The organism is Streptomyces sp. GL_148 (assembly GCF_057834205.1).
The window spans coordinates 4,772,447-4,796,964 of record NZ_CM174396.1; the positions used below are offsets into that span (position 1 = coordinate 4,772,447).

Sequence of the window (24,518 nt, forward strand, 5' to 3'; positions counted from 1 at the left end):
ACCAGCAATGAGACGGACTGAGCGAGGAGCGCACGTGGGCCTTGTCGTGCAGAAGTACGGAGGCTCCTCCGTAGCCGATGCCGAAGGCATCAAGCGTGTTGCCAAGCGGATCGTGGATGCCAAGAAGAACGGCCACCAAGTGGTCGTCGTGGTTTCCGCGATGGGCGACACGACGGACGAGCTGATCGATCTCGCCGAGCAGGTGTCCCCGATGCCTGCCGGACGTGAATTCGACATGCTGCTGACCGCCGGAGAGCGGATCGCCATGGCCCTGCTGGCCATGGCGATCAAAAACCTGGGCCACGAGGCCCAGTCGTTCACCGGTAGCCAGGCAGGCGTCATCACCGACTCGGTCCACAACAAAGCGCGCATCATCGATGTCACGCCGGGCCGTATCCGCACCGCGCTGGACGAGGGCAACATCGCCATCGTCGCCGGCTTCCAGGGTGTGTCGGCGGACAGCAAGGACATCACCACCCTCGGCCGGGGCGGCTCGGACACGACCGCCGTCGCGCTCGCCGCGGCGCTGGACGCCGAGGTCTGCGAGATCTACACCGACGTCGACGGCGTCTTCACCGCGGACCCCCGCGTCGTGAAGAAGGCCCGGAAGATCGACTGGATCAACTCCGAGGACATGCTGGAGCTCGCGGCCTCCGGCTCCAAGGTGCTGCTGCACCGCTGCGTCGAGTACGCGCGCCGCTACAACATCCCGATCCACGTCCGCTCGTCCTTCTCGGGACTGCCGGGCACCTGGGTCAGCAACGAGAATCCGCAAGGGGACGAGCCGGTGGAGCACGCCATCATCTCCGGAGTCGCTCACGACGTCTCCGAAGCCAAGATCACGGTCGTCGGCGTCCCGGACAAGCCGGGTGAGGCCGCGGCCATCTTCCGCGCCATCGCGGACGCCGAGATCAACATCGACATGATCGTGCAGAACGTGTCCGCCGCCTCCACGGGCCTGACGGACATCTCCTTCACCCTCCCCAAGGCCGAGGGCCACAAGGCCATCGACGCCCTGGAGAAGGCGAAGGGCACCATCGGCTTCGAGTCCCTGCGCTACGACGACCAGATCGGCAAGATCTCGCTGGTCGGCGCGGGCATGAAGACCAACCCGGGCGTCACCGCCTCGTTCTTCCAGGCGCTGTCCGACGCGGGCGTCAACATCGAGCTCATCTCCACCTCGGAGATCCGCATCTCGGTCGTGACCCGCCAGGACGACGTCAACGAGGCCGTCCGCGCCGTGCACACGGCCTTCGGGCTCGACTCCGACAACGGCGACGAAGCCGTCGTCTACGGAGGCACGGGACGTTGAACCCGCCCGCGGCCCGGTCCGCCCCGGCTCCGGCACTCGCCGTGGTCGGGGCGACCGGAGCCGTCGGCTCCGTCCTGCTCCAGATGCTGTCCCAGCGGGCCGACGTCTGGGGCGACGTACGCCTGATCGCCTCCTCGCGCTCGGCCGGCCGCAGGCTGACCGTGCGCGGTACGCAGACCGAGGTGCTCGCCCTCACCGAAGACGCCTTCGACGGCCTCGGGGCGGGCGACATCGCGCTCTTCCTGACCCCGGCCGAGGTCTCGGCCCGGTGGGCTCCCGTCGTGACCGCGCGCGGGGCCGTCGTGGTGGACCAGTCCGCGGCCTTCCGCGAGGACCCCGACGTACCGCTCGTGGTGCCCGAGGTGAACGGGCACGCGGCCCGGATCCGGCCGCGGGGGATCGTCGCCGGGCCCGACTGCGTGATCGCCGCGATGATCGCGGCACTGGGCGCGCTGCACGCCGAGTACGCACTGGCCGAGCTGGCCGTCTCCACGTACCAGGCCGCGAGTGCGGCGGGCCGGGCCGGCTCGGAGGCGCTGCGCCGCCAGCTGTCGCTCGTCGCCGGCAGTTCCCTGGGCGAGCATCCCGGGGACGTGCGCCGGGCCGTGGGCGAGGAAACCGGGCCCTTCGCGGGTCCGCTCGCGCTCAACGTGGTGCCGTGGTCCGGGGAGCTGCGCGAGGACGGCTGGTCCTCGCACGAGCTGGCCGTACGGGCGCAGACCCGCCGGATCCTGGACCTGGCCGAGCTGCCGGTGTCCGTGACCTGCGTACAGGTACCCGTACTGACCGGCCACTCGCTGACCGTACGGGCCCGGTTCGAGGGGGTCGTCCAGGCGGCGCACGCCCGGGAGATCCTGGAATCGGCGCCCGGGGTGGTCCTCGTGGACGATCCGGCCGCGGGGGAGTTCCCGACCCCTTCGGACGCCGCGGGAACGGATCCGGCCTGGGTGGGACGGGTCCGGCGCTCGCTCGACGACCCGCGTGCGCTGGAGTTCTTCGTCTGCGCGGACAACCTCCGTCAGGGTGCTGCGCTCAATGCCACACAAACTGCGGAGCTCATCGCGGCTGATTTTGGCTCTTTCACTTTGTAGGATCATCGTCAATCCCTTGATCGAGTGGATGGCCCGACGGCCGTCGTCGTACGACGACGCGCGCCCGGGTGAGCGGCTACGCAAGAAGGCAATGAGAATCCCGCCGATGAATCTGCCGTGCGCGTACAACCCTGCCGGGGGGACGCGTGTCCAACTGGCGTGGCAGAAGCATTGCTCGAACTCCCCGTCATCGCGGCGCGCACCGGGACGCTCCCGATCCCGTCGCGCCTGCGATCCCGCACGCCCGGTGGGTTCCCGGTGATCGTTCCCGTTCCGCCCGCCGCGACGGCGTCCGGGGCCCCCGTGCTGCCCGGCGTGCCCACCGCGCCCGGCGCCCGCGGGTCCGTACCGGCCAAGGAAGGCCGGGTGCCCGGGCCGCGCGACAGCGCCGAGGACCTCGGGAGCACGGAGGCGGCCGAGGCGGCCGAAACGGCGCCGGTGGCCGGGGCGGCCGTGGTGGCCGAAGCGACCGCGGTGACCGCGGTGACCGAGGTGGCCGAAGTGGCCGAAGTGGTCGCGGGGACCACCGTCGACCACCTCACGGAGACCTACCAGGCCCACTACCGCTCGCTGCTGGGCCTCGCCGCGCTGCTCCTCGACGACACCGCCTCCTGCGAGGACGTCGTCCAGGAGGCCTTCATCCGCGTCCACGCGGCCCGCAACAAGGTCCGGGACCGGGAAAAGACGCTGGCCTACCTGCGCCAGACCGTCGTCAACCTTTCGCGCTCCGCCCTGCGCCGCCGCATCCTCGGCCTGAAGCTTCTGTCGAAGCCGATGCCGGACATGGCGAGCGCCGAGGAAGGCGCGTACGACCTGCTGGAACGGGACGATCTCATCAAGTCGATGCGCGGGCTCCAGCGACGCCAGCGCGAGGTGCTGGTGCTGCGCTACTTCGCGGACATGACGGAAGTCCAGGTCGCCGAGACCCTCGGCATATCGCTCGGTTCGGTCAAGGCGTACGGATCGCGGGGCATTGCCGCGCTGCGGGTGGCGATGGAGGCTGCGCAAGCATGAACGAGGACCGCAAGACGAACGAAGACGAGGACCGCGGCCTGTCCGGCCCGTCCGGCCTGTCCGGCGGCTCCGCCTCCGGGGGCCCGGAGGCCCTGCTGGAGCTCGTGCGCGGCAAGCCGGGTGCGGCGGACAAGCCCGCCGGTGCCAAGCCCGCCGACGCCAAGCTCACCGCCTCCGAGTCCGTGGGCGAGGAGGACGTGCTGCGCGATCTGCTGCAGGGGGTCGTCGGGGGGCTCGAACCTTCCGGTGACGCGCTGGAGCGGCTGCGGCACGCGGTCCCCGCGCGCCGGGTCCGCAACCGGCGGATCCTCGTCGCCGCGGCGGCGGCCGTCGTGGTGCTGGGCGGCTCGGTCCCGGTGGGCCTGCACCTGGCCTCCGGGACGGGCGGGAGCTCCGACCGCTCCACCATGGCGGGCCACGGGCAGCAGGGTGGGGACTCGAAGGACGGGTCCGGCCTGCACCAGAACGGCTCCGGCTCCCGTCCGAAGCCCAAGCGGTCCTCCGACAAGGACAAGGACAAGAGCAAGGACAAGGACGCGGGGAACGGTGGCGCCAGCGCTTCGCCGACCCCGGCGGCCGGTGGCTTCCCGAGCGTCGGCGGGCCGGACGTCACCCCGCCCCGCGCCCCCTCGGGCACCGTCGGCGGCGGTCTGATCCCCCCGCCCGCGTCCTCGGACGTGCCCAACTGCACCCAGAGCCAGGTCGGCGTGGAGGGCAGCACCCGCGCCCCGTCGGCCGGCGGCAAGGTCTACGGCAGTTTCAGGGTCACCAACGTGTCGTCGCGCGGCTGTACCGTCCGCGGCCCGGAGACCTTGACGGCCGGCCCGGCGAGCGAGGGCGGAGCCGCGGTGGCGGTCGTCAGCCACGTCACGGGCGATCCGGCGACCGGGCTGCTGCCCGACCCGTCGGTGGAGACCCTGCGGATGGTGCTCGCGCCGAACGCGGCGTACGAGGTCCGCTTCGCGTGGGTGCCGCCGGAGGCGGGCTGTCCCGGCGCGGACGGCTCCGGGGAGGCCACGACGCCGGAGGGCGGTTCCGCAGGCGCCCCGGATACCGAGGCGGGCACCGACACGGGCCAGACCCAGGCGGAGACCCCGCCGCTCGGTGCCGTGGTGTCCCACACGCCCCATACGTCGGGCACGGACGGCCCGACGACGCAGACGACCATCGCCGAGGCGTGCGGCGGAACGGTCTACCGGACGGGCGTCATCCCCGTCCGGTAGACCGGGGTGTGAGCGAGGGCGCAGCCAGGGCCACCACCCGGGACGCAGCCCGCGGCGAAACCCCGGAGGCTACGCCGAGCCGGTCCCGGCCGGGGCCGGCTCCGCCTGGTCCCGCTCGGCCGTCGGGGTCTCGGCGCCGACCCCGGCCCCGGCCCCGGTCTCGGTGAGGAGGCCCGTCTCCGTGTCGCGCAGGGTCTCCACCTCGCGCCGGTACAGCCGGAACCACATGAAGAGCACGAACGCGGCGAAGACGAACCACTCGCCGGTGTAGCCGAGGTTCTGGAAGGCCTTCAGGTCGAGCCCGGTGTTGACCGGAGCCTGCGCCGGTACCGGGGTCATCCCGTCGGCGGGCGTCTGCACGGTCAGCCAGGCGTCGTACAGGCCGTACGGCACGATGTTGACGAGCGAGGCGGCCCCGATGACGCCGAGCTGCCCGGCCGGCAGCCCGCCCGCGGAGTAGACGCCCTTGCTGGTGGAGGTCTCCGAGGCCTGGAGCGCGCCCGTCACCTCGACCCGTCCGGCCGGCGGGGCCGGGGCCCGGCCCGCGTCGGCGCTGCCGGGCAGCCAGCCCCGGACCACGGGTACGGCCTTGCCGGTGTCGGTCTTGAGCAGGGTCAGGACGTAGAAGCCGGACTCGCCGTCGAGCCGCCGCTCGGGGACGAGGAGCTGGTCGGCGTACTCCCCGGAGACCGAGGCGAGCCGTCCCGAGGTCCGCTTGTCCACCGGGAGCAGCGATTCCAGCGGCGCGGCCGTCTGGTCGGCGGGGCGTGCGCTGGTCGCCTCCTTGTGGGTGTCGACGCGGTCCTCGAACCGGCCGAGCTGCCAGGTCCCCATGAACAGGCAGAAGGGAACGCCGAGCGCGACGAAGACGTTGATCCCCCACCAGCGCGGGGTCAGGAGAAACCGGTGCACCCCACCACCGTACGGGGGGTGCACCGGATCACCGGTGCCGGGGCCCGAAGCCGGGGCCCGGCGCCGGCCGGCCGACGGCCTAGCGCGGCAGGTGCTTCAGCGCGAAGTCGATCTCCATCCGGACCTGCTTGATCCGCTCCTCCACGACGAGCGAGCCGTGCCCGGCGTCGTAGCGGTACACCTCGTGCTCCGCCCCGCGCGCCGCCAGCCGGTCCACGTAGTTCTCGATCTGCTGGATGGGGCAGCGCGGGTCGTTGAGGCCCGCCGCGATGTGCACGGGCGCCGTCACCGCGTCCACGTACGTCAGCGGCGAGGAGGCCTCGAAGCGCTCCGGGACCTCCTCCGGGGTGCCGCCGAAGAGGGTGCGGTCCAGGGACTTCAGCGCCTCCATCTCGTCGTGGTACGCCGTCACGTAGTCGGCGACCGGTACGGCCGCCAGCCCCACCGCCCAGGCTTCCGGCCGGGTGCCGAGACCCAGCAGCGTCAGGTAGCCGCCCCAGGAGCCGCCGGACAGCACCAGGCGCGCCGGGTCCGCGAGCCCGGAGGCCACCGCCCATTCCCGTACGGCGTCGACGTCCTCCAGCTCGATCAGGCCGACCCGGTGCTTGAGGGCGTCGGTCCACTCGCGCCCGTAGCCGGTCGAACCGCGGTAGTTGACCCGGACCACCGCGAAACCGTGGTCGAGCCAGGCCGCCGGGGTCGCGGCGAAGGCGTCGCTGTCGTGCCAGGTGGGCCCGCCGTGGATCTCGAACACGGTCGGGAAGGGCCCCTCTCCGTGGCCGACGGGCCGCTGGGCGAGGGCGTGGATCCGCCCGCCGGGGCCCTCGACCCACACGTCCTCGACCGGTACGGAGCCGGGCGGCCGGAAACCGGGAGGGTCGAGCACGACCCCGCCCGCGGTCGACCGGATGACGGAGGACTCGGCCGCGCAGGACCACTGGTACTCCACCGACCCGTCGGGCCGCGCCGTCGCACCCGACACGGTGCCCGGCGGCGTGTCCAGCCGTACGAGCTCCCGCGCGGCCAGGTCGTAGCGGAACAGCTCGCTGCGCGCCTCGTAGCCGTGCTCGATCAGCAGCGCGGACCCGTCGGGGTACCACTCGGCGCCGACGTCGCCGGGCAGATCGACGGCCAGCCCCTCCTCGGTGCCCGCGGCCACGTCCCACACCATCGGCTCCCACCGGCCGCGCCGCTGGTGGCCGACGAGCAGCCGGGTGTCTCCCGCGACGGGCGCGAAGCCGAGCACCATGAGGCCCAGCTCCTCGGTGCCGCCCTTGGAGTCGTCCAGCTCGGCGACCGTGTCGCCGTCCAGGGTGATCACGCGCAGGGCCGAGTGCATCGCGTCGCCGTGCTCGGTGTGCTCGACGGCGAGCAGGGTCCCGTCCCGGGACAGGTCGCCGACCCCGGCCGACTCGCGGTGCCGGTAGACGACGGCCGGCTCCGACCCGTCGGGCCGGGCCACGTGGATCGTGGTCCCGTCCTCGTCGGTGGAGCGCCCCACGACGGCCGTCCCGTCCCGCCCGATGGCCAGCCCGGCGGGGTACGAGGCCTCCAGCCCGGGGGTGGCCGGCTCGTCGGGGCCGCCCGCGAAGGGCTGGCGGACCCAGGTGCCGAACTCGTCGCCGTCGGTGTCGGAGAACCACCAGAGCCACTCGCCGTCGGGGGACAGGGTGCCGTCGGTGGTCCCGTTGGGCCGGTCGGTGGCCTGCCGCTGGGCGCCGGTGGCGCGGTCCCAGGCGTACAGCTCGTAGGTCCCGGTGGCGTTGGAGACGAAGAGCGCGCGGTCGGGCGCGTCCTCGGCCCATTCGGGCAGTCCCACGCGCGGGGCCCGGAAGCGCTTCTCCCAGTCGGGCATGGCGGCGGCGTTCGTATCGGCTTCGTTCATGCCGGGGGTGGCGTCAGTCATGCACCCCATGTAACCGGATCGGCCGCAGCCCGTCCCCCGAGATGCCGACGGGGCCGAACGGGCGCAGGGTGGTGTCCGTACGCGGTCCCGCGTACGAGGCTGCGTAGAGCTGCGAGCGAGGGAGTGGCGGTCATGGCGAAGAAGGCGCGTACCGGCAAGCCGGCCCACCAGGACTCAGAGCGCGCGATGGCGAAGAACACGGCGGCCGAGGCGCGCGCCAAGGCCGCCGTCCGCGATGTGCAGTCGGTTGCCGCGAAGACCCGGGGCATGCAGCAGAAGGCCCAGGCCAAGCGAGGCTGACCCCCGTAGGCTGACGCGATGCGGATGATCGTCCGGGGTGCCCGGCTGCTGCACGGCGAAGGTCTGCACGACGTCGAGGTCGCGGAGGACGGGCGGATCGCGCGCGTGCTCCCGTACGACGACCAGAAGGAGCCGCCGGCGACGGGCGTGCTGATCGAGGCGCACGGCGGCCTGCTCAGCGCGCCCTTCGTCGAGCCGCACATCCACCTGGACACGGCCCTGACGGCCGGAGATCCGCGCCCCAACGCCTCCGGGACCCTCTGGGAGGGCATCGCCTGCTGGAGCGAGCGCAAGAAGACCCTGACCCGCGAGGACGTCATCGCGCGGGCCACCGAGGTGCTGCGCTGGCAGGCGGCGCAGGGCGTCCTGCACGTCCGTACACACTGCGATGTCACCGACCCGGCGCTGGCCGCGCTCGACGCGCTGCTGGAGGTGCGCGACCGGATCCGGGACGTGATGACCCTGCAGATCGTCGCCTTCCCGCAGGAGGGCATCGTCTCCTTCCCCGGCGGCGAGGCGCTGCTGCGCGAGGCGGTCCGGCGCGGGGCCGACGTGGTCGGCGCGATCCCGCACTTCGAGGACACCCGGGAGGACGGGGTGGCCTCGCTGGCCGTCGCCTTCCGGCTCGCCGAGGAGCAGGGGCTGCGGGTCGACGCGCACTGCGACGAGATCGACGACGAACAGTCCCGGTTCGTGGAGGTGCTGGCCGCGCACGCCCTGCGCTCGGGGCTGCGCGGTCACGTGACGGCCTCGCACACGACGGCCATGGGCTCCTACGGCGGCGCGTACAGCTTCAAACTCCAGCGCCTGCTGTCGCGTTCGGGGATCAACCTCGTCTCGAACCCCTTCGCCAACCTGGGCCTCCAGGGCCGCTTCGACGCCTACCCCAAGCGGCGCGGCCTCACCCAGGTCAAGGAGATGCTGGCGGCGGGGGTCAACGTGGCCTTCGGCCACGACGACGTGATGGACCCATGGAACGCGCTCGGCACCGGAAACCCGCTGCAGACCGCCCTCGTCGGGATCTACGCCGCCCAGCTCACCGGGGCCGACGAGATCCCGGTGGCCTTCGAGATGGTGACCGAGCGCGCGGCGCGCGTCCTGGGCCTCTCGCCCTCGGAGTACGGGGTCCGCCAGGGCAACCCGGCCTCCTTCGTGCTGCTGCCGGCCGAATCTTCCACCGAGGCCGTCCGCCGCCAGGTCCGCCCCCGCTACGTCGTCTCGCGCGGCACCGTCCTCGCCGAGACCCCGGCGGCTCCGCCCCGCCTGCTGGCCTGGCCGGGGGAGGAGGGCCCCTCGGAGGTGGACTTCCGCGTCCGCCTACGCTGACCGGCCATGACCTATGTGACATGGACTCTTGACACTCCGTCGGGCCGGGCCGCGCTGGAGATCGCCTCCGAGTACACGGATGCGGCGCTGCTGAACCACTCGGTCCGGTCGTACGCCTTCGGGGCCGAGTACGCGGACCGGCACGGGCTCTCGTACGACCGCGAACTCTTCTACGTCAGCGCGCTGGTGCACGATCTCGGGCTGACCGCGCCCTTCGACAGCCACACCCTGCCCTTCGAGGAGGCGGGCGGCCACGTTGCGCGCGTGCTGACGGCGGGGCTGGGCTGGCCGGCGGAGCGCCGGGCGCGCGCCGAGGAGATCATCGTGCGGCACATGCGCGAGGACGTCACGGCCGCCGAGGACGTGGAGAGCCACCTGCTCCAGATCGGTACGACCGCGGACGTCTCCGGGGTCGGCGTCGGCGACGCCGACCCCGTCTTCACGGCCGCGCTGCTCACGGAGTACCCGCGCCTCGGCTTCGGCGACGCCTTCTTCGCACTGGTCGCCGACCAGGCCGCGCGCAAGCCGCAGTGCGCGGCGGCGGCCTACGTGGCGAGCGGTGCGAAGGAGCGCATCGCGGCGAACCCGCTCGACCGGCGGGGCTGACGGGGGCCGGGAGGCGTGGGGGCCGGCGGGGTCAGAAGATCCCCAGGGCGTTGTCCAGGGACCAGACCTGCCAGCCCATCGCGAAGAAGGCGACCCCGGAGATCAGGGCCATCATCAGGTTCTGCCCCTGCTCGCCCCAGTCGTGGATCATCAGGATCAGGTAGACCAGGTTGAGCAGCAGCCCGGCGAGCAGGGCTATCGGGGTCAGGAACCCGACGATGAGGCCGAGTCCCAGGGCCAGTTCGGCGTAGGCGACGAGGTAGGCCATGAAGCGCGGGTAGGGCTTCACGACGACGTCGAAGCCGCGCGTCACGAACCCCCAGCGGTGCTTCTCGGCCACGCCGGCCGCCCAGCGGATGCCGCCTCCGCCGAACCATTCCTTCTTGTCCTTGTGCCGCCAGCTCTCCAGCCACCACAGCCCGAGCCCGATCCGCAGAACGGCGACCCATTCGGGCCCGCCGAGCCAGATGGTCTGCATCCTCGGTTCCTTCCCTCGTTCCCTCGCAATGATCTGACGATGTGTCAGTTTCGAGGGAAGGGGAGGGCTGTGGCAAGGGGTTGGCCCGCGGGGTTCAGCGGCACACGACGGAGACGGCCTGGACCTGGTTGTTGCCGAAGCCCCCGCGGTTCCAGGGCTGCCGGAGCGGCTGCGTGCGCCCCGAGGCGTCGGTGGCGCGGACCAGGAGGGTGTGGTCGGCGCCCGGGACCGCCGTCCAGTCGGCGTGCCAGCCCTGCCAGGCGTACGGGTGTCCGCCCTGCGGCAGCACCTCGGCGTCGGCCCAGCTGCAGCCACTTCCGTCGGGGCCCCCGTCGGTGCTCAACTCCACGCGCATGATGGCCCCGTAGCCCGACCAGGCGCGCCCGGCGAGCCGCAGGGGACCGGGGCGGACGACCCGGGTGCGGGACATGAAGTCGGGGAATCCGGGCGGGATCATCAGAGCGCGCGGGGCGATCCGGGTGACGGGCTCGCCGGCCTCCTCGGCGCTCTGCTTGTAGCCGTAGGCCGTGGCCTGCTGGTAACCGCCGAACGCCGTGTCGACGAGCTCGATGTCGCGCAGCCACTTCACGTGGGCCATGCCGTACCAGCCCGGCGCGACCAGCCGCAGCGGATGCCCGTGCTGCGGCGGCAGGGGCCCGCCGTTCATCGTGTGGACGAGCAGCACGTCCTCGTCGACGGGCAGCGGCAGGCTGCGCCGGTAGTCCTGCTCGACGCCCCGCTCCACCCCGTGGTCGGCGCCCGTGAACACCGCCTCCACGGCGCCCGGAGCCACCCCGGCCTCCGCGAGCACCGCGCGCAGCGGCACCCCCGTCCAGTCGGCCGTCCCCACCGCCTCCACCAGCCAGGGCTGGCTGACGGGCCGCGGGGACAGCCGGGCCCGCCCGTTGCCGGCGCACTCCATGGTGACCCGGTGGGTCACGGAGGGCAGGGACCGCAGGTCGCGCAGGCTCAGCTCCAGGGGGGTCCGGAGGCGGCCGCGCACGGTGAGGCGCCAGGTGTCGGCGGCTGCGTCGGTGGCCGTGGTCGTGTCCGGGATGTCGTAGTGCACGAGTACGTAGTGCAGCCCCGCAGGCGTGACCTCGTAGCGCATGGCCTCCAGCGGGAGCCCGTGGTTGCGTGCGGCGAGCGCCAGCTCGTCCTGGCCGATGCCCTCCCCGGGGGTGGCGATCCGGCCCGGGGGGCTGATCCCGGTGAGGGGGCGCTCCTCCATGGACCCATGGTCCCGTGGCTGCGTCGGACCGGCTACTCCGCGTGCGGATCACTCAGTCAGGCGGTATGTATTGATATGCCCCTTATGCGATCGGAGTGACGCGTGGACGACTATCCACTGCTCAACCTGTTCTGGACCATGCTGTGGTTCTTCCTGTGGGTCATGTGGTTCTTCCTGCTGTTCAAGGTGATCACTGACATCTTCAGGGACCACGAGCTGAACGGCTGGGCCAAGGCCGGCTGGCTGATCCTGGTGCTCCTGCTGCCCTACATCGGCGTCTTCATCTACCTCATCGTCCGCGGCCGGAGCATGGGCCAGCGGGACCTGAAGCAGGCGAAGGAGCAGGAACGGGCCTTCCAGGACTACGTCCAGAAGGCCGCGGGCCCCCGCCAGAGCCCGGCGGAGGAACTCGCGGGCCTGTCCCAGCTCAAGGAGAAGGGCCACCTGACGCAGGAGGAGTTCGACAAGGCCAAGGAAAAGCTCCTGGCCTGAGGACCGCCCTACCCGCCGGACGGGGGCCGGACCGCGCAATCGCGGTCCGGCCCCCGTCCGGGCGCCCGGTCCGGGTCAGGCCGCGGCCGGGTCCGTGTCCTCCAGCAGGCCGATCAGGGACGAGCGGGCCCGGGCCACGCGGGAGCGGACGGTGCCTATCGGGCAGCCGAGCATGAGCGCCGCCTCCGCGTACGGGAGCCCCATCAGCTGGGTGAGGACGAAGACCTCGCGGCGCTCGGCGGGGATCGCCCCCAGGAGCTCCGCGAGCGCGACGCCGTCCTCGAAGCCGGGTACGCCGCGGGGCTGGCTCTGCTCGGCCGCGGTCTGCCAGTCGTCTCTGTCGGCGATCTTGGGGCGGGCCGCCTTGTGCCGCAGGCTGTCCACCACGGTGCGCCGCGCGATGGAGAGCAGCCAGGTACGGGCGGAGGAGCGGCCCTCGAAGCGGTGCAGGCTGCCGAGGGCGCGCAGGAAGGTTTCCTGGGTCAGGTCCTCGGCGGACTGGGGGTCCGCGCTGAGGTAGGCGACGTAGCGGCGCACGTCGCGGTGCAGGGCGCGCACGAACTGGTCCACCGCGACGGGGTCGCCGTCACGGGCGGCCAGCGCGAGGAGGGTGACGGCCTCGTCGGGACCGGCGGCGCGGCGGGTGGCGGTGGCGGTGGTCGGGCGGGTGAGCAGGGCAGGGGTCATCGCCTGGTGTCCTTCTGCGAATCCGGCCGGATTCGATGCCGCGCCGCGGGCGCCAGGGGTGGCCGAAGTGACCACGGTGATCGCAGGTACCGCACTGCCGGCGCGCCCGGATGGCCCGGAGAGCGGAGCCCGGAGGGCTCGGAACGCGGGCCCGGAGCCCGGTGCGCGGCCATCGCGAGGCCGGTGAACGGGGGTACGGCCTGCCGGACGGCATGACCGATGCCCGAGGCGCGGTACGGGTACGGGTGCTGGACCCGTGGCGCGTCGGGGAGCCGGCTGTCAGACGACAGCGGTCCCGTGAGGTGGACCCCGTGAGGTGAGGGCGTCGGCGAGCAGCAGCCTGCGGGGCGTCCGTACCCGGTGGTTCCGGGAAAGGCGGACGCGGGGCCGGTGCGCGGGCGCGGGAAGCCGGAAGAACAGGCGCACCGGTACGAGGAACCGGGCGGCGACGGCGCGCAGGACGCGGAAGGCGCCGCGTTCCCCGTACGCGAGCCAGAGGCCGCAGATCAGGGCCGCCAGGAGGTGGCCCGCGAGCATGCCCGCCGGTGACATGGAGCCCATGGAGTGCGCGGCCGGCGTCGGCAGGGCCGCCGCCATCGACGCGGAGCCGTCGGCCATCCCGTGCAGGGCGTGCGTCCCGTGCGTCCCGGCCATGGCGTGCACGTCCTGCACGACGTGCCGGGCGGTGCTGCCGGTGCCCGGCGCGGGCTCCAGCACGGATGGGGCGCAGAGCAGGTACTGCGCCCAGCGGCGGCCCAGGGAGGTCAGAGAGGCGCCCGTTTCCTGTGGCCGCGCTGCCGCGGCCTGGGCCAGCGAGAACCCGCCGTGCAGGACCGCTTGGACGCCGACGGTCGCGGAGACGACGGCCGCGAGGCCTCGCTCCCGCCCGGCGAGGAACCAGCCGGTCGCCGAGGTTCCGGCGAAGGCCGCGGCCATCCCCCACCAGGGGACGGCGGTTCCCGACATGAGGATGTGCCCGAGGGACGAGAGCAGCACGCAGGTGGCCGCGAACATCGCGGCCCGTACGGCTCGGCAACATCGACCCGGTGTCATGGCCGGGCCATCGTTGCACCGGCCGGGCGGGGGACGACAGAGGGCATCAGGCTTTCCTCGTCCGGAAATCGAGTCCCGCCCTGTTGTGGCGTACACCACAACAGGCCTTGGGAACCCGGGCGTTCACTGCGCCGACTCCTGTCCCCGGAAGTGCCGGAAGTGCCGGAAGTGCCGGACGTGATGGCGGCGGGAACGGGGTGGGCGAGCGGTGGCGGACCGGAGGCAGCCGGTGAAGACGCCCGGGGCGGCCGCGGGCCGGACAGGCGGCCCGGCGGGCGGACTCACGGCTCTCCTCACCGGCGCCATGGCCTTCTCGATGCTCCAGCTCTTCCTCCTCGGCGCGCTCGGTCCGCGTCTGGTGGGGGAGTTGGGGGTCTCGCCCTCCGTGCTCGGCTGGACCACCACGGCCGGGTTCGGCACGGCGGCCGTGCTGTCGCCGCTCGGCGGCCGGCTGGTGGACCGGATCGGGCCGCGCCGTTCCCTCGTACTCCTGCTGTCGGTGTCCGCGGCCGCGCTCGCGCTGATCGGCGCCGCGCCCGGACCGGGGTTCCTGCTCGCCGCCGTCGCGCTGGGCGGACTGCCCCAGGCCCTGGCCAACCCGGCGACCAACAAGGCGATCCTCGCCGCCGTGCCTCCCGGCCGCCGGGGGCCGGTGACCGGCCTGAAGCAGTCGGGCGTCCAGTTGGGCGCCTTCGCCGCCGGGCTGCCGCTCACGGCACTGGCCGGCGTGATCGGCTGGCGCGGGGCGGTGTGGACGGCCGCCGCCACTGCCGCGCTGGCGGCGCTGTGGGCGCTGCGCGCCCTGCCCGCCGACCCGCGGGCTGCTCCGGCCGGGCCCCGGGCCTCCCTCGTACCGAGGGGTGCCATCGCCTGGCTGGCGGTGTTCTCCCTGTTCCTGGGCTGCGGGATCACCTCGGTCAACACGTACGTGGCCCTCTTCGGCGCGCAACGGCTCGGCATGGCCCCCACCGCGGCCGGCGCGCTGGTCGCGGTGCTCGGCGTCGCGGGCATCGCCGGGCGGGTCGGCTGGTCGAAGGCGGCCCGGCCGGGACGCGCCGAGTGGCTGCCGGGAGGCCTCGCCGCCGGCGCGGTGGGAGCGGCCGTCCTGCTGGTCGCGGCACCGAGCGCGGGTCCGCTGGTGTGGGTGGCCGCGGTGGCCGTCGGGGTGTTCGCGGTAGCGGCCAACGCCGTCTCGATGGTCCTGGTGATGCAGCGCTCCGCCCCCGGCCGCGCCGGCCAGGACTCCGCGCTCGTGGCCGCCGGCTTCTTCACCGGCTTCGCCGTCGGCCCCCTCCTCTTCGGTCCCCTGGCGAACGCCGGCCGCTACGGGACGGGCTGGCTGCTGGTGGCGGCGGAGTTCGGGGTGGCTTCTGGTGTCGGTGTGGCCTGGGCGGTGCGGGAACGGCGGCGGGGGCGAGACGTACGACGTCGACGCGAAGGCCCCCGGGGTCGGCGGGCATGACAGACCACCTAGGTGGGCGAGTTGGGGGTGCGCGGGTGGCGGACGGCAGGGCGGAACGGGCGTTGGCGGAGGTCCTAGACCAGGTGGCGGCCACGGCGGCCGAGGTCGGCGAGGAGCGGTTCCCGCTCTATGCGGACCCGGATTCGGGGCAGTGGACGACGACCGGCCGGGGTTCCTGGGCCGGTGGGTTCTGGGCGGGGCTGCTGTGGCTGAGAGCCCGGCACACGGGCGCCGAAGGCGACCGGGCCGCCGCCTCCGCGTGCACCGCGCGGCTGGCCCGCTGGGTGGACGCCGACACCTCCACGCGCGGGCTGATCCTCTGGTACGGGACTGCTCTGGCCGTCGAAGACGCCGAGGCACAGGCGTTGCGCGCCCGGGCGGCCGGAGCCTGTGCGGCGGCGATGGACGGGGAACTCGGGCTGCTGCCCTGGGGATCGGCGTTCGGCGGCCCCCGGCTGCTGGCCCGGGTGGACGGGCTGCCGGGCACGATTCCACTGCTCGCCACCGTCCGCCCGGCGGCGGCGGCCTCACACCTCCAGCGGCACCTGACCCTGTGCCTGCCCGGCTCCGGGACGGAGGTCTGCCGCGCCCGAGACCTCGTACCGGCCTGGTCCTACGAGGCGGAGAAGGGCTGGCTGGCGTGTGCGGAGCCGGCGCCGGGCTGGAGCCGGGGACCGGCCTGGCTCCTGCTCGCGCTGGCCGACGTACTGCACCGCCCAGCCGTCGCCGCATGCTTGCCGGGGCAGCCGCAGGCACTGGCCGAGCGCCTCGCCGCCGCGTGGACAGCACCGGGAACACCCCTCGTACCGCCTGCGGACCCGGCCCGGCCGGACGGCCCTGCGGACACCTCCGCCGCAGCCGTCACGGCCGTCGCGCTCCTCAAGCTGTCCCTCCTTCCCGGCCCCCGGGCCGCGACGCACGCGCAGCGCGCGGCGGAGATCCTGGAGCACCTGGTCGACCACCACCTCTCCCGGGGCCGACTGCTGAACGGCTGCTACGACGCGGACAAGCACCTGGCAGTCCGCCACGAACTGGTCTGGGGCGACTTCTTCCTGGCCCTGGGCCTGGCCGAACTCACCGGCCTGGCAGACGTCCGCACCATCTGACGGCCCCTTCCCTCCCCCCCCGGAGGTCCGTCGTTCCCACCCACGGCCGGTCCGCGGTCGCTAAGCCGAGTGGGAGATGAACCGGTCGTTGGGCGGCCTATGACCAGCCACAGACGGTCGGTAGTCGCTAAGCCGAGCGCGGCGTAGCGATCTGTCGCGCCCCCCGACCACGGGAAGGGTGTCCAGACGCCCGGCCTGGATGCTCTGACCGTCCCGCGCGTCCGTTCCGACCGAGGTCACGGTCCTGCCGGGGCCGTGTCCAGATGACCGCCGGCCGGAGGGGGCTGCGCATCTCAGACGAGGCCGCTCCTCCCCTCTCCTCCCCCCGGCCATTCCCCGGGGGGATCCCGGAAGTCTTGTGGCGTTTCGGGGTGGGTCGGTCGGTCAAGGGTGGCCGAAGGCCATCGCGAAGCGACGCGACCGCAGGGAGCGCTCTTGACGGACCGGCCCGCACCGAAAGGACACTGGACTGCCGGGACGCCCCCCGGAACCGTCAACGCCAAGGACCGGCCCCCACCCCTACCCCCCGTACCCCCCCAACACCCTCCGGGCCACCCCCGTGATGTGCAGTTCGTCCGGGCCGTCCAGGATTCGGGCCGTGCGGCCGGTGCGGTAGAGGGCGGGCAGGGGGGTGTCGGGGCCGAGGCCGGCCGCGCCGTGGATCTGGATGGCCGCGTCGGTCACCTGCTGGAGCGTGCGGGCCGCGGCCACCTTGGCCAGGCCCACCTCCACGTGCGCGTCCTGTCCGGCGCTGATCCGGGCCACGGCCTCGTGGACGAGCGGCCGGGTGCCGCGCAGCGCCAGGAGCGACTCGAAGACGTGGCTCTGCACCAGCTGGTGGCTTCCGAGCGGACCGCGCGACCCGGTACGGGAGTTCACGCGTTCGCACATGAGGTCGAACGCGCGCTGCGCCTGGCCCAGCCAGCGCAGGCAGCGCAGGGTGCGGCCCAGCTGGAGCCGTTCCCCGGCGATGGCGAGGGCCCGGCCGCGTTCGCCGAGGAGGTGGTCGGCGTCCACGCGCACCCGGTCGAACTCGATCTCCCACTGTCCGGCCGCACCCAGCACCGGCAGCTCCCGCACCACCCTGAAGCCCGGCGCCGAGGTGGGAACGACGAGCAGCGACAGCCCCGTACGGTCTCCCGGCTGCCCGTCGGTGCGAGCCAGGACGGTGACCAGATCTGCCTCGGCGGCGTGCGAGGTGAACCACTTGCGGCCGCTCAGGGTCCAGCTTCCGTCCGGCTGCTCCGCCGCGCGCGTGGAGGTGAGGTGCGGGTCGGTGCCCGGGGTTTCGGGGTCGGTCATGGCGTAGCAGGCGCGCAGTTCGCCGCCCGTCAGCCGGCGCGGGTACAGCGCGCGTACCCGGTCGCCGCCGTGCCGCCACAGCATCGTCGCATCGAGGAGTGAGGCCGACCCCAGCGCGGCCGGTCCGTGGTCGCTCGCCCCCTCGGCCTCGGCGAGCCGTGCGTAGCGCGCCAGATCGAGTCCTTGGCCGCCCAGCTCCGCGGGGAGCGGGAGGGCCCAGAGGCCCGCCTCCTTCGCCCCGGCCTGGAGCTCCCGCACGGCAGCCGCCGCGGCGGGGCCGCCTGCGTCCAGCACGGGCTCGCGGGGCATCACCTGCTTCCGTACGAACTCCGCCACCCGGTCCCTCAACTCCGCGTCCACACCTGTCGGTTCGCTCGGGTAGCCCGTCGCACTCCCTCCGCTTTCCGTCACTCGGTTCTCCACCACTTTCCTCCAGCCCTCCGGGAACCCGTGGGAACGGCAGTGCGACTGCCTTCCCGTGGAACTGGTCGGGCGGGCCCGCCCCTTGGTTCCCGCGTACGGGACCACCTGCGGCGCCGGCCGATCGCCGGGCCGGGAGAAGAGGAGAGGCATGGCGTCACCCGCCGTCACCCAGACCGCTCGGCCGCTCGACGGGCTGCGCTTCACCACCTCGGGACCGCCCGCGCTCGCCGGCCCGGTGGCCGAGCACCTGAGGGTGCTGGGTGCCGTCGCCGCAGATGCCGGGGAGGCCGTCGAGACCGGGCCGGCCGTGGGGGACGACACCGGCACGGCCCGTATCACCTTGGCGGACGGCGGCTTCGGGGACGCGGACGGCGCCTTCGGGGACGCGGGAGCCGCCTTCGGGGGCGCCTTCGGAGCCGCCCTCGGCCGCGCCCCGGGCCACGCCTCCGGGATCGGCCGCCCCGCCCGCGCGACCGCCACCGTCGCCTGGTCATCGCCCGGGGCGAGCCTGCCCGAGGCGAGCCTGATGGGCATCACCGACGAGGCCACCGCTCAAGCCGCGACCGGCATCATGGCGGTCCACGGCCGCCGCGACGGCCTGCCGCGGGGGCTCGCCGTCGACTACGCCACCGCCGCGACGGCCGTCCTCACCACGCAGGGTCTGCTCGCCGCCCTGCTGGCCCGGGCCAGGGGGTGCGAGGGCGCCGCCGCGCAGCCGCACACGTACGTGGACCGGGCCGGGCTGCTGGTCGTGTCCCAGTACCTCGCCGCGAGCGGCGCCGACGAGGGCGAAGCCGCCGAACTCGCGCCCGGTGGGCCGCCCTTCACCGCGGCCGACGGCACGCTCTTCGAGCTGGAGACCCTGGATCCGGGTGCCTGGGCCGGCTTCTGGCGGGCTCTGGAGGCCCCCTCCGACGCGGTACGGGCCGGCTGGCGGCCCTTCCAGTTCCGGTACGCCACCGCGTGCGCACCCTTCCCCCAGGCGCTGCACGCCACCACCCGGGCGCACGGCTGGCAGCGGATCCGCGACGCGTCGGCCGCCTCGGGGGCCGAGGTCTGCCGGCTGTGGAGCCTGGCCGAGCGGGCCGCCGAACAGGACGGAGCCGCCCCTTGGACCCTGGCCCCGTACGGCCCCGGCAGCCATGCCCCGAAGACCGCGCCGCAGGTACCCCCGGGCTCCTCCCAGCCCCCGGGCTCCTCCCAGCCCCCCGGCTCCACCCCACCCCCCGGCCCCCTCGCCGGCATGACCGTCCTGGAAGCCGGCCGTCGCGTGCAGGCGCCGCTCGCCGCCCATCTGCTGGGGCTGCTCGGCGCCGAGGTGATCCGGATCGAGCCGCCGGGCGGCGACCCGCTGCGCGGCATGCCGCCCGCCTGCTCGGGGATCTCGGCCCGCTGGCTGGCCCTGAACCGGGGCAAGCGTGCCGTGGAGATCGACATCAAGTCGCCCGGCGACCGGCTGCGGCTGGCCGAACTGGCGGCCGGAGCCGATGTGTTCCTGCACAACTGGGCCCCGGGGAAGGCCGCAGAGCTGGGCCTGGACTCCGCCGACCTCGCGCGGGCGAACCCGGCGCTCGTTTACGCGTACACCGGCGGCTGGGGCACCGGCCGCATCGCCGATCCGCCGATGGGCACGGACTTCATGGTCCAGGCCCGCACCGGCGTGGGCGAGGCCGCCCGCCCCGAGGGCGAGGTGCCCGCGCCCTCCCTGATGACCCTGCTCGACGTGCTGGGCGGGCTGCTCGGCACCGAGGCCGTCCTCGCCGGGCTGCTACTGCGCGAGCGCACGGGACGCGGGGTCCGCGTGGACTCCTCGCTGCTCGGCGCCGCCGACCTGCTCACCGCCCCGGCCCTGCGCCGCGCCCGGCGCGGGGAACACGGCCGCCGGCCCGCGGGCTTCCGTACGCCCCTGCGCACCGCCGACGGCTGGATCGCCCCGGCCGACGCGGACGCCCGCGCGGCGGCGGCCGTCGTCCAGGGCCTCGCGGAGCCGTCCATGCCGTCCATGCCGTCCGCGCCGACCGCGCCGTCCATGCCGCCCGTGCCGTCCGTGCCGTCCGTGCCGTCCGTGCCGTCCGCGCCGACCATGCCGTCCGCGCCGTCCGTGCCGTCCACCGAAGACGCCCTACGAGCGCTGCGGGCGCGCGGCCTCGCCGCGACCGCCGTCACCACAGACCTCGCCGACCTGCACCACGACCCGCGCTTCGGCGGCTCGATCAGCCGCGACGCGCACGGTGCCCCCGCCGTTCCCGACCCCTGGAGCTTCGTATGACCGTCGCACTGCACGATCTGCTGCCCGTGGGCCTGCGCCGCTCGTGGGCGGTCGACGGAACCTGTCCCGACCTCGACCTCTACAGCCTCTTCCGGGCCCGCCAGATCGCCGATCTGCACCACACCGCGGTCATCGACGCCAAGGGCAAGCTCTGTTACACCGCCCTCGACCGCAAAGTGAGATGCCTGGCCACCGGCCTCGCGGAGCTCGGCGTGCGGCCCGGCGACGTGGTCGGTGTCCAGCTCCCCAACGGCCGCGACGCGGTCATCGCGGACCTGGCCCTGGCCGCCCTCGGAGCGGTGGCCCTGCCCTTCCCCGTGGGCCGGGGCGGCCAGGATGCCCGTTGCCTGCTGCGCCGCGCCGAGGCCGTGGCAGTGATCGCCGCCGTGGAGCACCGGGGCCACCGCCATGCCGCCGAACTGCGGGACCTGGCCCCCGAACTGCCCGCGCTGCGCCATGTCGTCACGGTCGGCGGACCGGCGGGCACGGAGCCTGAAGGAACGATTCGGCTCGCGGAGCTGCTGCGCTCCGACCCGGCCGCCTTCGTACCCGCCCGGCCCCACCCCGACAGCGCCGCCCGCATCCTGGTGTCCTCGGGCTCGGAGGCGGAGCCGAAGATGATCGCCTACTCCCACAACGCCCTCGCCGGCGGCCGCGGCAACTTCCTCGCGTCGCTGATGCCCGACGGGACACCGCCGCGCTGCCTGTTCCTCGTACCGCTCGCGTCCGCCTTCGGCTCCAGCGGCACCGCGGTCACCCTCGCCCGGCACGGCGGAACCCTGATCGTCCTCGACCACTTCACACCGGAGGCGGCCCTCGCGGCGGTGCGGGAGCACCGGCCCACCCATGTCCTCGGGGTGCCCACGATGATCCGCATGATGCTCGACCGGCTGGAGGCGGAGGCGGAGGCGGAGGCATCCGGGGGCGGGAACGGCGCCGCCCCGCTCCCCGCCCCCACCGCCCTCGTCCTCGGCGGCGCCCCCCTCGACGAGACCACGGCAAAGAGCGCGAGCCGCGCCTTCGGCTGCCCGGTCGTCAACCTCTACGGCTCGGCCGACGGGGTCAACTGCCACACCGGACTGGGCGCTGCGGCCCCGGAAACCGAGGGCACGGGCATCGCCGCCGGCCGCCCCGATCCCCGGGTCGCCGAGATCCGCATCGCCGACACCGAGACGCACGAGCGGCTCCCCGACGGCGCGATCGGGGAGATCATCGCGCGCGGCCCCATGACCCCCATGTGCTACGTCGCCTCCCCCGACCTGGACGCCCGGTACCGCACGCCCGAGGGCTGGGTCCGTACCGGCGACCTCGGCTTCATCGACGGGGACGGGGTCCTCCACGTCGTCGGCCGCCTCAAGGACATCGTCATCCGCGGCGGCGCCAACATCAGCCCCGCCGAGGTGGAACGGGAGCTCTCCTACGATCCCCTCGTCCGCGACGTCGTCTGTGTCGGGGTCCCGGACGAGGTGATGGGCGAGCGCCTCGCCGCCTGCGTCGTCCCCCGCGGCGCGCAGCTCCCCACCCTCGGCTCCCTTGCCGGGCACCTGAAGCTCCGCGGCCTGGAGCGCCGCAAGCACCCCGAGCACCTGCTGCTGCTGGCGGAGCTCCCGCTCACCCCGGCCGGCAAACCCGACCGCGCGGCGCTGCGCGCACGCTTCGCGCACGGAGGATCCGGCGCGGGGGCCACCCCGGCCTTCCCCGGGCCGGCCGACAGCACCCGCACCGAGCCCGCCGCCAAGTCCCGTACCGAGCCCGCCGCCCAGACCCGTACCGAGCCGGCCGGCAGCGCCCGTACCGAGCCGGCCACCCAGGCCCGTGCCGGGGCGAGCGCCGGCGCCCCGGCCGCTGCGGCACCCGCCGGGGTGGGCGCGTAGACGAGGGCGGGGCGGCCCTCAGTGGACCGCCCCGCCCTCCAGGCCTCCGCCCTCCAGGCCTCCCGGCGTACCGCCGTACCGGCGTACCGGGGGCGCCGGCCCCGTCCCGCCGACGCCCCGCTCCGCGCTATCCGGCGGATCCACCCGCCTTGACCATGGCCTTCTTCAGCTCGGCCCCCGCGTTGCGGTAGACCGGCAGCAAGTCCAGGTCGTTCCCGGGGTAGTTGACGATCTGTACCTGTCGTGCGCCGGAATCGGGCAGGACGGTGCCGGTCGACATGTGCGCGTTGTCCAGTACCAGCGCCGGCTTCTTCGCCGACAGGTCGGCCAGCTGCGCCGGGGTCACCGCCTCGGGGCCGTAGGTGCCCACCGTGGTGGCGCCCGCCAGCTTCGCGGACCAGGCGGTGAACACCTGGCTCACGACCGCCGGGCTCTTCCCGCCGGGCCAGGCGGCCTGGACGTCCTTCGCGACCCTTCCGTACTCGGCGTCGAAGTCCGCCGTCCACTTCGCGGCGGCGGCCTGCGTGCCGAACAGCGCGCCCAGCCGGGTGACTTCGGCCTTGACCTTGTCGGCGTCGTTGTCGAGGTTCACCTCGACCAGCTCCGCCTTCGACCCGGCGGCCTCCTTGATCTTCGCGGCGTACGGCTCGAACGGCGCGTACAGCACGAAGTCGGCCCCGGCCACGGCGGCGAGGTCGGAGGGCTTGGGGTCGTAGTCCGGCGCGTGGTGCACGGACTGCGGCACGATCACCTTGACGTCCTGCGCGCCCGCGGCCTTGGCGAAGGCGCCCTCCCAGGTGGTGGTCACGACGACGGCCGGCTTGCCGCCCTTGGCGGTGCCACCACCACGCCCACTGTCGTCGGTGTCGCTGTCGCTGTCGCCGCAGCCGGTCACCAGGGCCAGCGCCAGGCCCAGTGCCGTACTCAGTGCGAGGAGGGAAGGGGAAGTGCTGCGGACGCGGGTTCGCGGCGCCATGAGCGGATTCTCCGTTCGGGTACGAGGTGCACCGCGAGGACGAGCGCCCCCGCGGTCAGGACGAGGACGGGCCCGGGGGGCCAGTCCAGCCGGAGGGCGATGAGGAAGCCGGTCAGGTTCACGAAGACGCCGATGGCCACCGCCCACCCGGTGATCGATTTCAGTGAGGTGCCCAGCCGGCGCGCGGCCAGAGCGGGCAGCAGGGTCAGGGCGTCGACCAGCAGGGCGCCGGTGAGCTTGATGGCTCCGGCGACCGCGACCGCGACGAGCACCAGCAGGACGGTGGTCAGCGCCCGCACCGGCACGCCCGAACACTGCGCGAGCTCACGGTCGTACAGCAGCAACGCCACCTCGCGCCGCCGCCACCAGAACAGGCCGGGTACGAGGACGGCCAGCACGCCGAGCACCACGAGATCGGCGCCGCCGACGGACAGGATCGAGCCCCACAGCAGCGCGAACGCGCCCGAGGCGTTGACCCCCGAGACCGCGAGGAGCAGCAGCGCGGCGGCGATCGCCAGACTCATCAGCAGCCCCATCGCCCCGGACAGCCCGTCCGGGGTCCGGGCCAGCGGGGCGACCCCGGCTCCGGCCAGCGCGCAGGCCACCAGCGCGCACAGCATGGGGTCCAGACCGGTGAGCAGGCCGACGGCGATACCCAGCAGTGCCACGTGCATCATCGCGAAGCGCACCGGCATGATGTCCAGCCCGACGATGACCACCCCGATGACGGGCAGTCCGACGGCGGCCAGCAGCAGGGCGAAGCCCGCCCGCTGTACGGGGGCCAGTTGCAGCAGCGTGCCGAGGTCGGCGGAGGCGAGGGCGGCGCTCACCGGACCTCCCGCAGCCGGCCGGCGGCCATTTCCAGGACCCGGTCGCAGCGTTCCGCGAGCGCCCGGTCGTGCGTGACGACGACGAGCGTCACGGGCAGCGCGGCCAGTACGTCGGCGGCCTCGTCCTGGCCCGCGAAGTCCAGGGCGGCGGTCGGTTCGTCGGCGAGCAGTACGCCGGCCCCCGCGGCCACGCAGCCGATCGCCCGGGCCAGGTACATCCGCTGCAACTGCCCGCCGGACAGGGTGTGCAGCGGCCGCCCGGTCAGCGGCCCCACCCCCAGCCGGTCGGCGGCCTCGGCGGCCGCGCGGGGGTCGCCGCCGCTGGCGAGGAGTTCGCCGCCCAGGAGCGGGAAGCGTCCGGCGGCGGGCTTCTGCGGGATCCACGCGCACGCCCGCCGCCGCCAGGCCGGGTCGCCCGCACGGCCGCCGACCAGGATCTTCCCGCTGACCTGCGGGTGCAGTCCGAGCACGGCGCGCAGCAGGGTGGTCTTGCCCGATCCGTTGGTGCCGGTCAGCGCGACGCGCTCGCCCGCGGCGATTTCCAGGTCGACGCCGGCTACGGCCTCGATGCGCCCGTGCCGGCAACCCACCCCCTCCATCCGCACGTCCAGCCCGCCCATCCCACGCCCTTCCGCTGTCACCGGC

General features: G+C 74.0%; 22 protein-coding genes. 12 read left to right on the forward strand and 10 right to left on the reverse strand.

Annotated features, from left to right (window positions below; translation table 11 throughout):
• Window positions 1-34 precede the first annotated feature (34 nt).
• The 4 genes from AC3IYI_RS22090 to AC3IYI_RS22105 all read left to right on the forward strand — a co-directional run bounded on the left by AC3IYI_RS22090 (window position 35) and on the right by AC3IYI_RS22105 (window position 4,640).
• Window positions 35-1,312, forward strand: a complete 1,278-nt coding sequence (locus AC3IYI_RS22090; protein WP_489405403.1) for an aspartate kinase — start codon at window positions 35-37, stop codon at window positions 1,310-1,312.
• Window positions 1,309-2,403 carry an aspartate-semialdehyde dehydrogenase gene (locus AC3IYI_RS22095; protein WP_489405404.1) on the forward strand — a complete coding sequence of 365 codons (1,095 nt, stop codon included), beginning with the start codon at window positions 1,309-1,311 and terminating at the stop codon, window positions 2,401-2,403. The genes AC3IYI_RS22090 and AC3IYI_RS22095 overlap by 4 nt, the downstream gene beginning before the upstream one ends.
• Window positions 2,404-2,859: 456 nt before the next feature.
• The gene (locus AC3IYI_RS22100; protein ID WP_489411614.1) at window positions 2,860-3,417 is read left to right on the forward strand and encodes a SigE family RNA polymerase sigma factor; all 558 of its coding nucleotides are present in this window, start codon (window positions 2,860-2,862) and stop codon (window positions 3,415-3,417) included.
• The gene (locus tag AC3IYI_RS22105; protein ID WP_489405405.1) at window positions 3,414-4,640 is read left to right on the forward strand and encodes a hypothetical protein; all 1,227 of its coding nucleotides are present in this window, start codon (window positions 3,414-3,416) and stop codon (window positions 4,638-4,640) included. The genes AC3IYI_RS22100 and AC3IYI_RS22105 overlap by 4 nt, the downstream gene beginning before the upstream one ends.
• A 69-nt stretch (window positions 4,641-4,709) precedes the next feature.
• On the opposite strand, the gene AC3IYI_RS22110 is transcribed toward AC3IYI_RS22105, so the two are convergent.
• Both AC3IYI_RS22110 and AC3IYI_RS22115 read right to left on the reverse strand, forming a co-directional pair.
• Complete coding sequence (locus AC3IYI_RS22110; protein WP_489405406.1) at window positions 4,710-5,552, reverse strand: SURF1 family protein; 843 nt, start codon at window positions 5,550-5,552, stop codon at window positions 4,710-4,712.
• Window positions 5,553-5,631: 79 nt separating this feature from the next.
• Window positions 5,632-7,458: a S9 family peptidase gene (locus tag AC3IYI_RS22115; RefSeq protein ID WP_489405407.1), complete on the reverse strand. Its 1,827-nt coding sequence runs from the start codon at window positions 7,456-7,458 to the stop codon at window positions 5,632-5,634.
• 132 nt (window positions 7,459-7,590) lie between these two features.
• Between AC3IYI_RS22115 and AC3IYI_RS22120 the strand changes: the two genes are divergently transcribed.
• The 3 genes from AC3IYI_RS22120 to AC3IYI_RS22130 are packed head-to-tail and all read left to right on the forward strand — an operon-like array spanning window position 7,591 to window position 9,690.
• Window positions 7,591-7,758: a hypothetical protein gene (locus tag AC3IYI_RS22120; protein WP_489405408.1), complete on the forward strand. Its 168-nt coding sequence runs from the start codon at window positions 7,591-7,593 to the stop codon at window positions 7,756-7,758.
• An 18-nt stretch (window positions 7,759-7,776) separates the two neighbouring features.
• A complete protein-coding gene (gene codA / locus AC3IYI_RS22125; protein ID WP_489405409.1) occupies window positions 7,777-9,084 on the forward strand; it encodes a cytosine deaminase in 1,308 nt (435 codons plus the stop codon).
• A gap of 6 nt (window positions 9,085-9,090) precedes the next feature.
• Window positions 9,091-9,690 (forward strand): HD domain-containing protein, encoded by a 600-nt coding sequence (locus AC3IYI_RS22130; RefSeq protein WP_489405410.1) that lies wholly within the window; start codon window positions 9,091-9,093, stop codon window positions 9,688-9,690.
• A gap of 31 nt (window positions 9,691-9,721) precedes the next feature.
• Here AC3IYI_RS22130 and AC3IYI_RS22135 read toward each other — a convergent pair whose 3' ends face one another.
• Entirely contained in the window at window positions 9,722-10,168 is a 447-nt protein-coding gene (locus tag AC3IYI_RS22135; protein ID WP_489405411.1) for a DoxX family membrane protein, read from the reverse strand.
• A gap of 94 nt (window positions 10,169-10,262) precedes the next feature.
• Entirely contained in the window at window positions 10,263-11,399 is a 1,137-nt protein-coding gene (locus AC3IYI_RS22140) for a sulfite oxidase (protein WP_489405412.1), read from the reverse strand.
• A 102-nt stretch (window positions 11,400-11,501) separates the two neighbouring features.
• Between AC3IYI_RS22140 and AC3IYI_RS22145 the strand changes: the two genes are divergently transcribed.
• A complete protein-coding gene (locus tag AC3IYI_RS22145) occupies window positions 11,502-11,891 on the forward strand; it encodes an SHOCT domain-containing protein (protein WP_489405413.1) in 390 nt (129 codons plus the stop codon).
• 75 nt (window positions 11,892-11,966) lie between these two features.
• Here the strand turns inward: AC3IYI_RS22145 and AC3IYI_RS22150 are convergent, their stop codons facing one another.
• Window positions 11,967-12,578 (reverse strand): sigma-70 family RNA polymerase sigma factor, encoded by a 612-nt coding sequence (locus AC3IYI_RS22150; protein ID WP_489405414.1) that lies wholly within the window; start codon window positions 12,576-12,578, stop codon window positions 11,967-11,969.
• Window positions 12,579-12,857: 279 nt separating this feature from the next.
• Window positions 12,858-13,631 carry a hypothetical protein gene (locus tag AC3IYI_RS22155; protein ID WP_489405415.1) on the reverse strand — a complete coding sequence of 258 codons (774 nt, stop codon included), beginning with the start codon at window positions 13,629-13,631 and terminating at the stop codon, window positions 12,858-12,860.
• A gap of 229 nt (window positions 13,632-13,860) precedes the next feature.
• Here AC3IYI_RS22155 and AC3IYI_RS22160 point away from each other — a divergent pair, with 229 nt between their 5' ends.
• Both AC3IYI_RS22160 and AC3IYI_RS22165 read left to right on the forward strand, forming a co-directional pair.
• Entirely contained in the window at window positions 13,861-15,093 is a 1,233-nt protein-coding gene (locus AC3IYI_RS22160; protein WP_489405416.1) for an MFS transporter, read from the forward strand.
• A 35-nt stretch (window positions 15,094-15,128) separates the two neighbouring features.
• Window positions 15,129-16,199 (forward strand): sugar ABC transporter permease, encoded by a 1,071-nt coding sequence (locus AC3IYI_RS22165; RefSeq protein WP_489405417.1) that lies wholly within the window; start codon window positions 15,129-15,131, stop codon window positions 16,197-16,199.
• 519 nt (window positions 16,200-16,718) lie between these two features.
• Here AC3IYI_RS22165 and AC3IYI_RS22170 read toward each other — a convergent pair.
• Window positions 16,719-17,912, reverse strand: coding sequence for an acyl-CoA dehydrogenase family protein (locus AC3IYI_RS22170; protein WP_489405418.1), 1,194 nt, complete (start codon window positions 17,910-17,912; stop codon window positions 16,719-16,721).
• A gap of 160 nt (window positions 17,913-18,072) precedes the next feature.
• Here AC3IYI_RS22170 and AC3IYI_RS22175 point away from each other — a divergent pair, with 160 nt between their 5' ends.
• Both AC3IYI_RS22175 and AC3IYI_RS22180 read left to right on the forward strand, forming a co-directional pair.
• Window positions 18,073-20,193, forward strand: a complete 2,121-nt coding sequence (locus AC3IYI_RS22175; RefSeq protein ID WP_489405419.1) for a CoA transferase — start codon at window positions 18,073-18,075, stop codon at window positions 20,191-20,193.
• Entirely contained in the window at window positions 20,190-22,067 is a 1,878-nt protein-coding gene (locus tag AC3IYI_RS22180; protein WP_489405420.1) for a class I adenylate-forming enzyme family protein, read from the forward strand. The genes AC3IYI_RS22175 and AC3IYI_RS22180 overlap by 4 nt, the downstream gene beginning before the upstream one ends.
• 127 nt (window positions 22,068-22,194) lie before the next feature.
• On the opposite strand, the gene AC3IYI_RS22185 is transcribed toward AC3IYI_RS22180, so the two are convergent.
• Genes AC3IYI_RS22185 through AC3IYI_RS22195 form a run of 3 tightly spaced genes read right to left on the reverse strand, consistent with a single transcriptional unit; the run spans window position 22,195 to window position 24,493 of the window.
• Complete coding sequence (locus AC3IYI_RS22185; RefSeq protein WP_489405421.1) at window positions 22,195-23,043, reverse strand: ABC transporter substrate-binding protein; 849 nt, start codon at window positions 23,041-23,043, stop codon at window positions 22,195-22,197.
• Entirely contained in the window at window positions 22,992-23,873 is an 882-nt protein-coding gene (locus AC3IYI_RS22190) for a metal ABC transporter permease (protein ID WP_489405422.1), read from the reverse strand. The genes AC3IYI_RS22185 and AC3IYI_RS22190 overlap by 52 nt, the downstream gene beginning before the upstream one ends.
• Window positions 23,870-24,493: a metal ABC transporter ATP-binding protein gene (locus AC3IYI_RS22195; RefSeq protein ID WP_489405423.1), complete on the reverse strand. Its 624-nt coding sequence runs from the start codon at window positions 24,491-24,493 to the stop codon at window positions 23,870-23,872. The genes AC3IYI_RS22190 and AC3IYI_RS22195 overlap by 4 nt, the downstream gene beginning before the upstream one ends.
• Window positions 24,494-24,518: the final 25 nt, after the last annotated feature.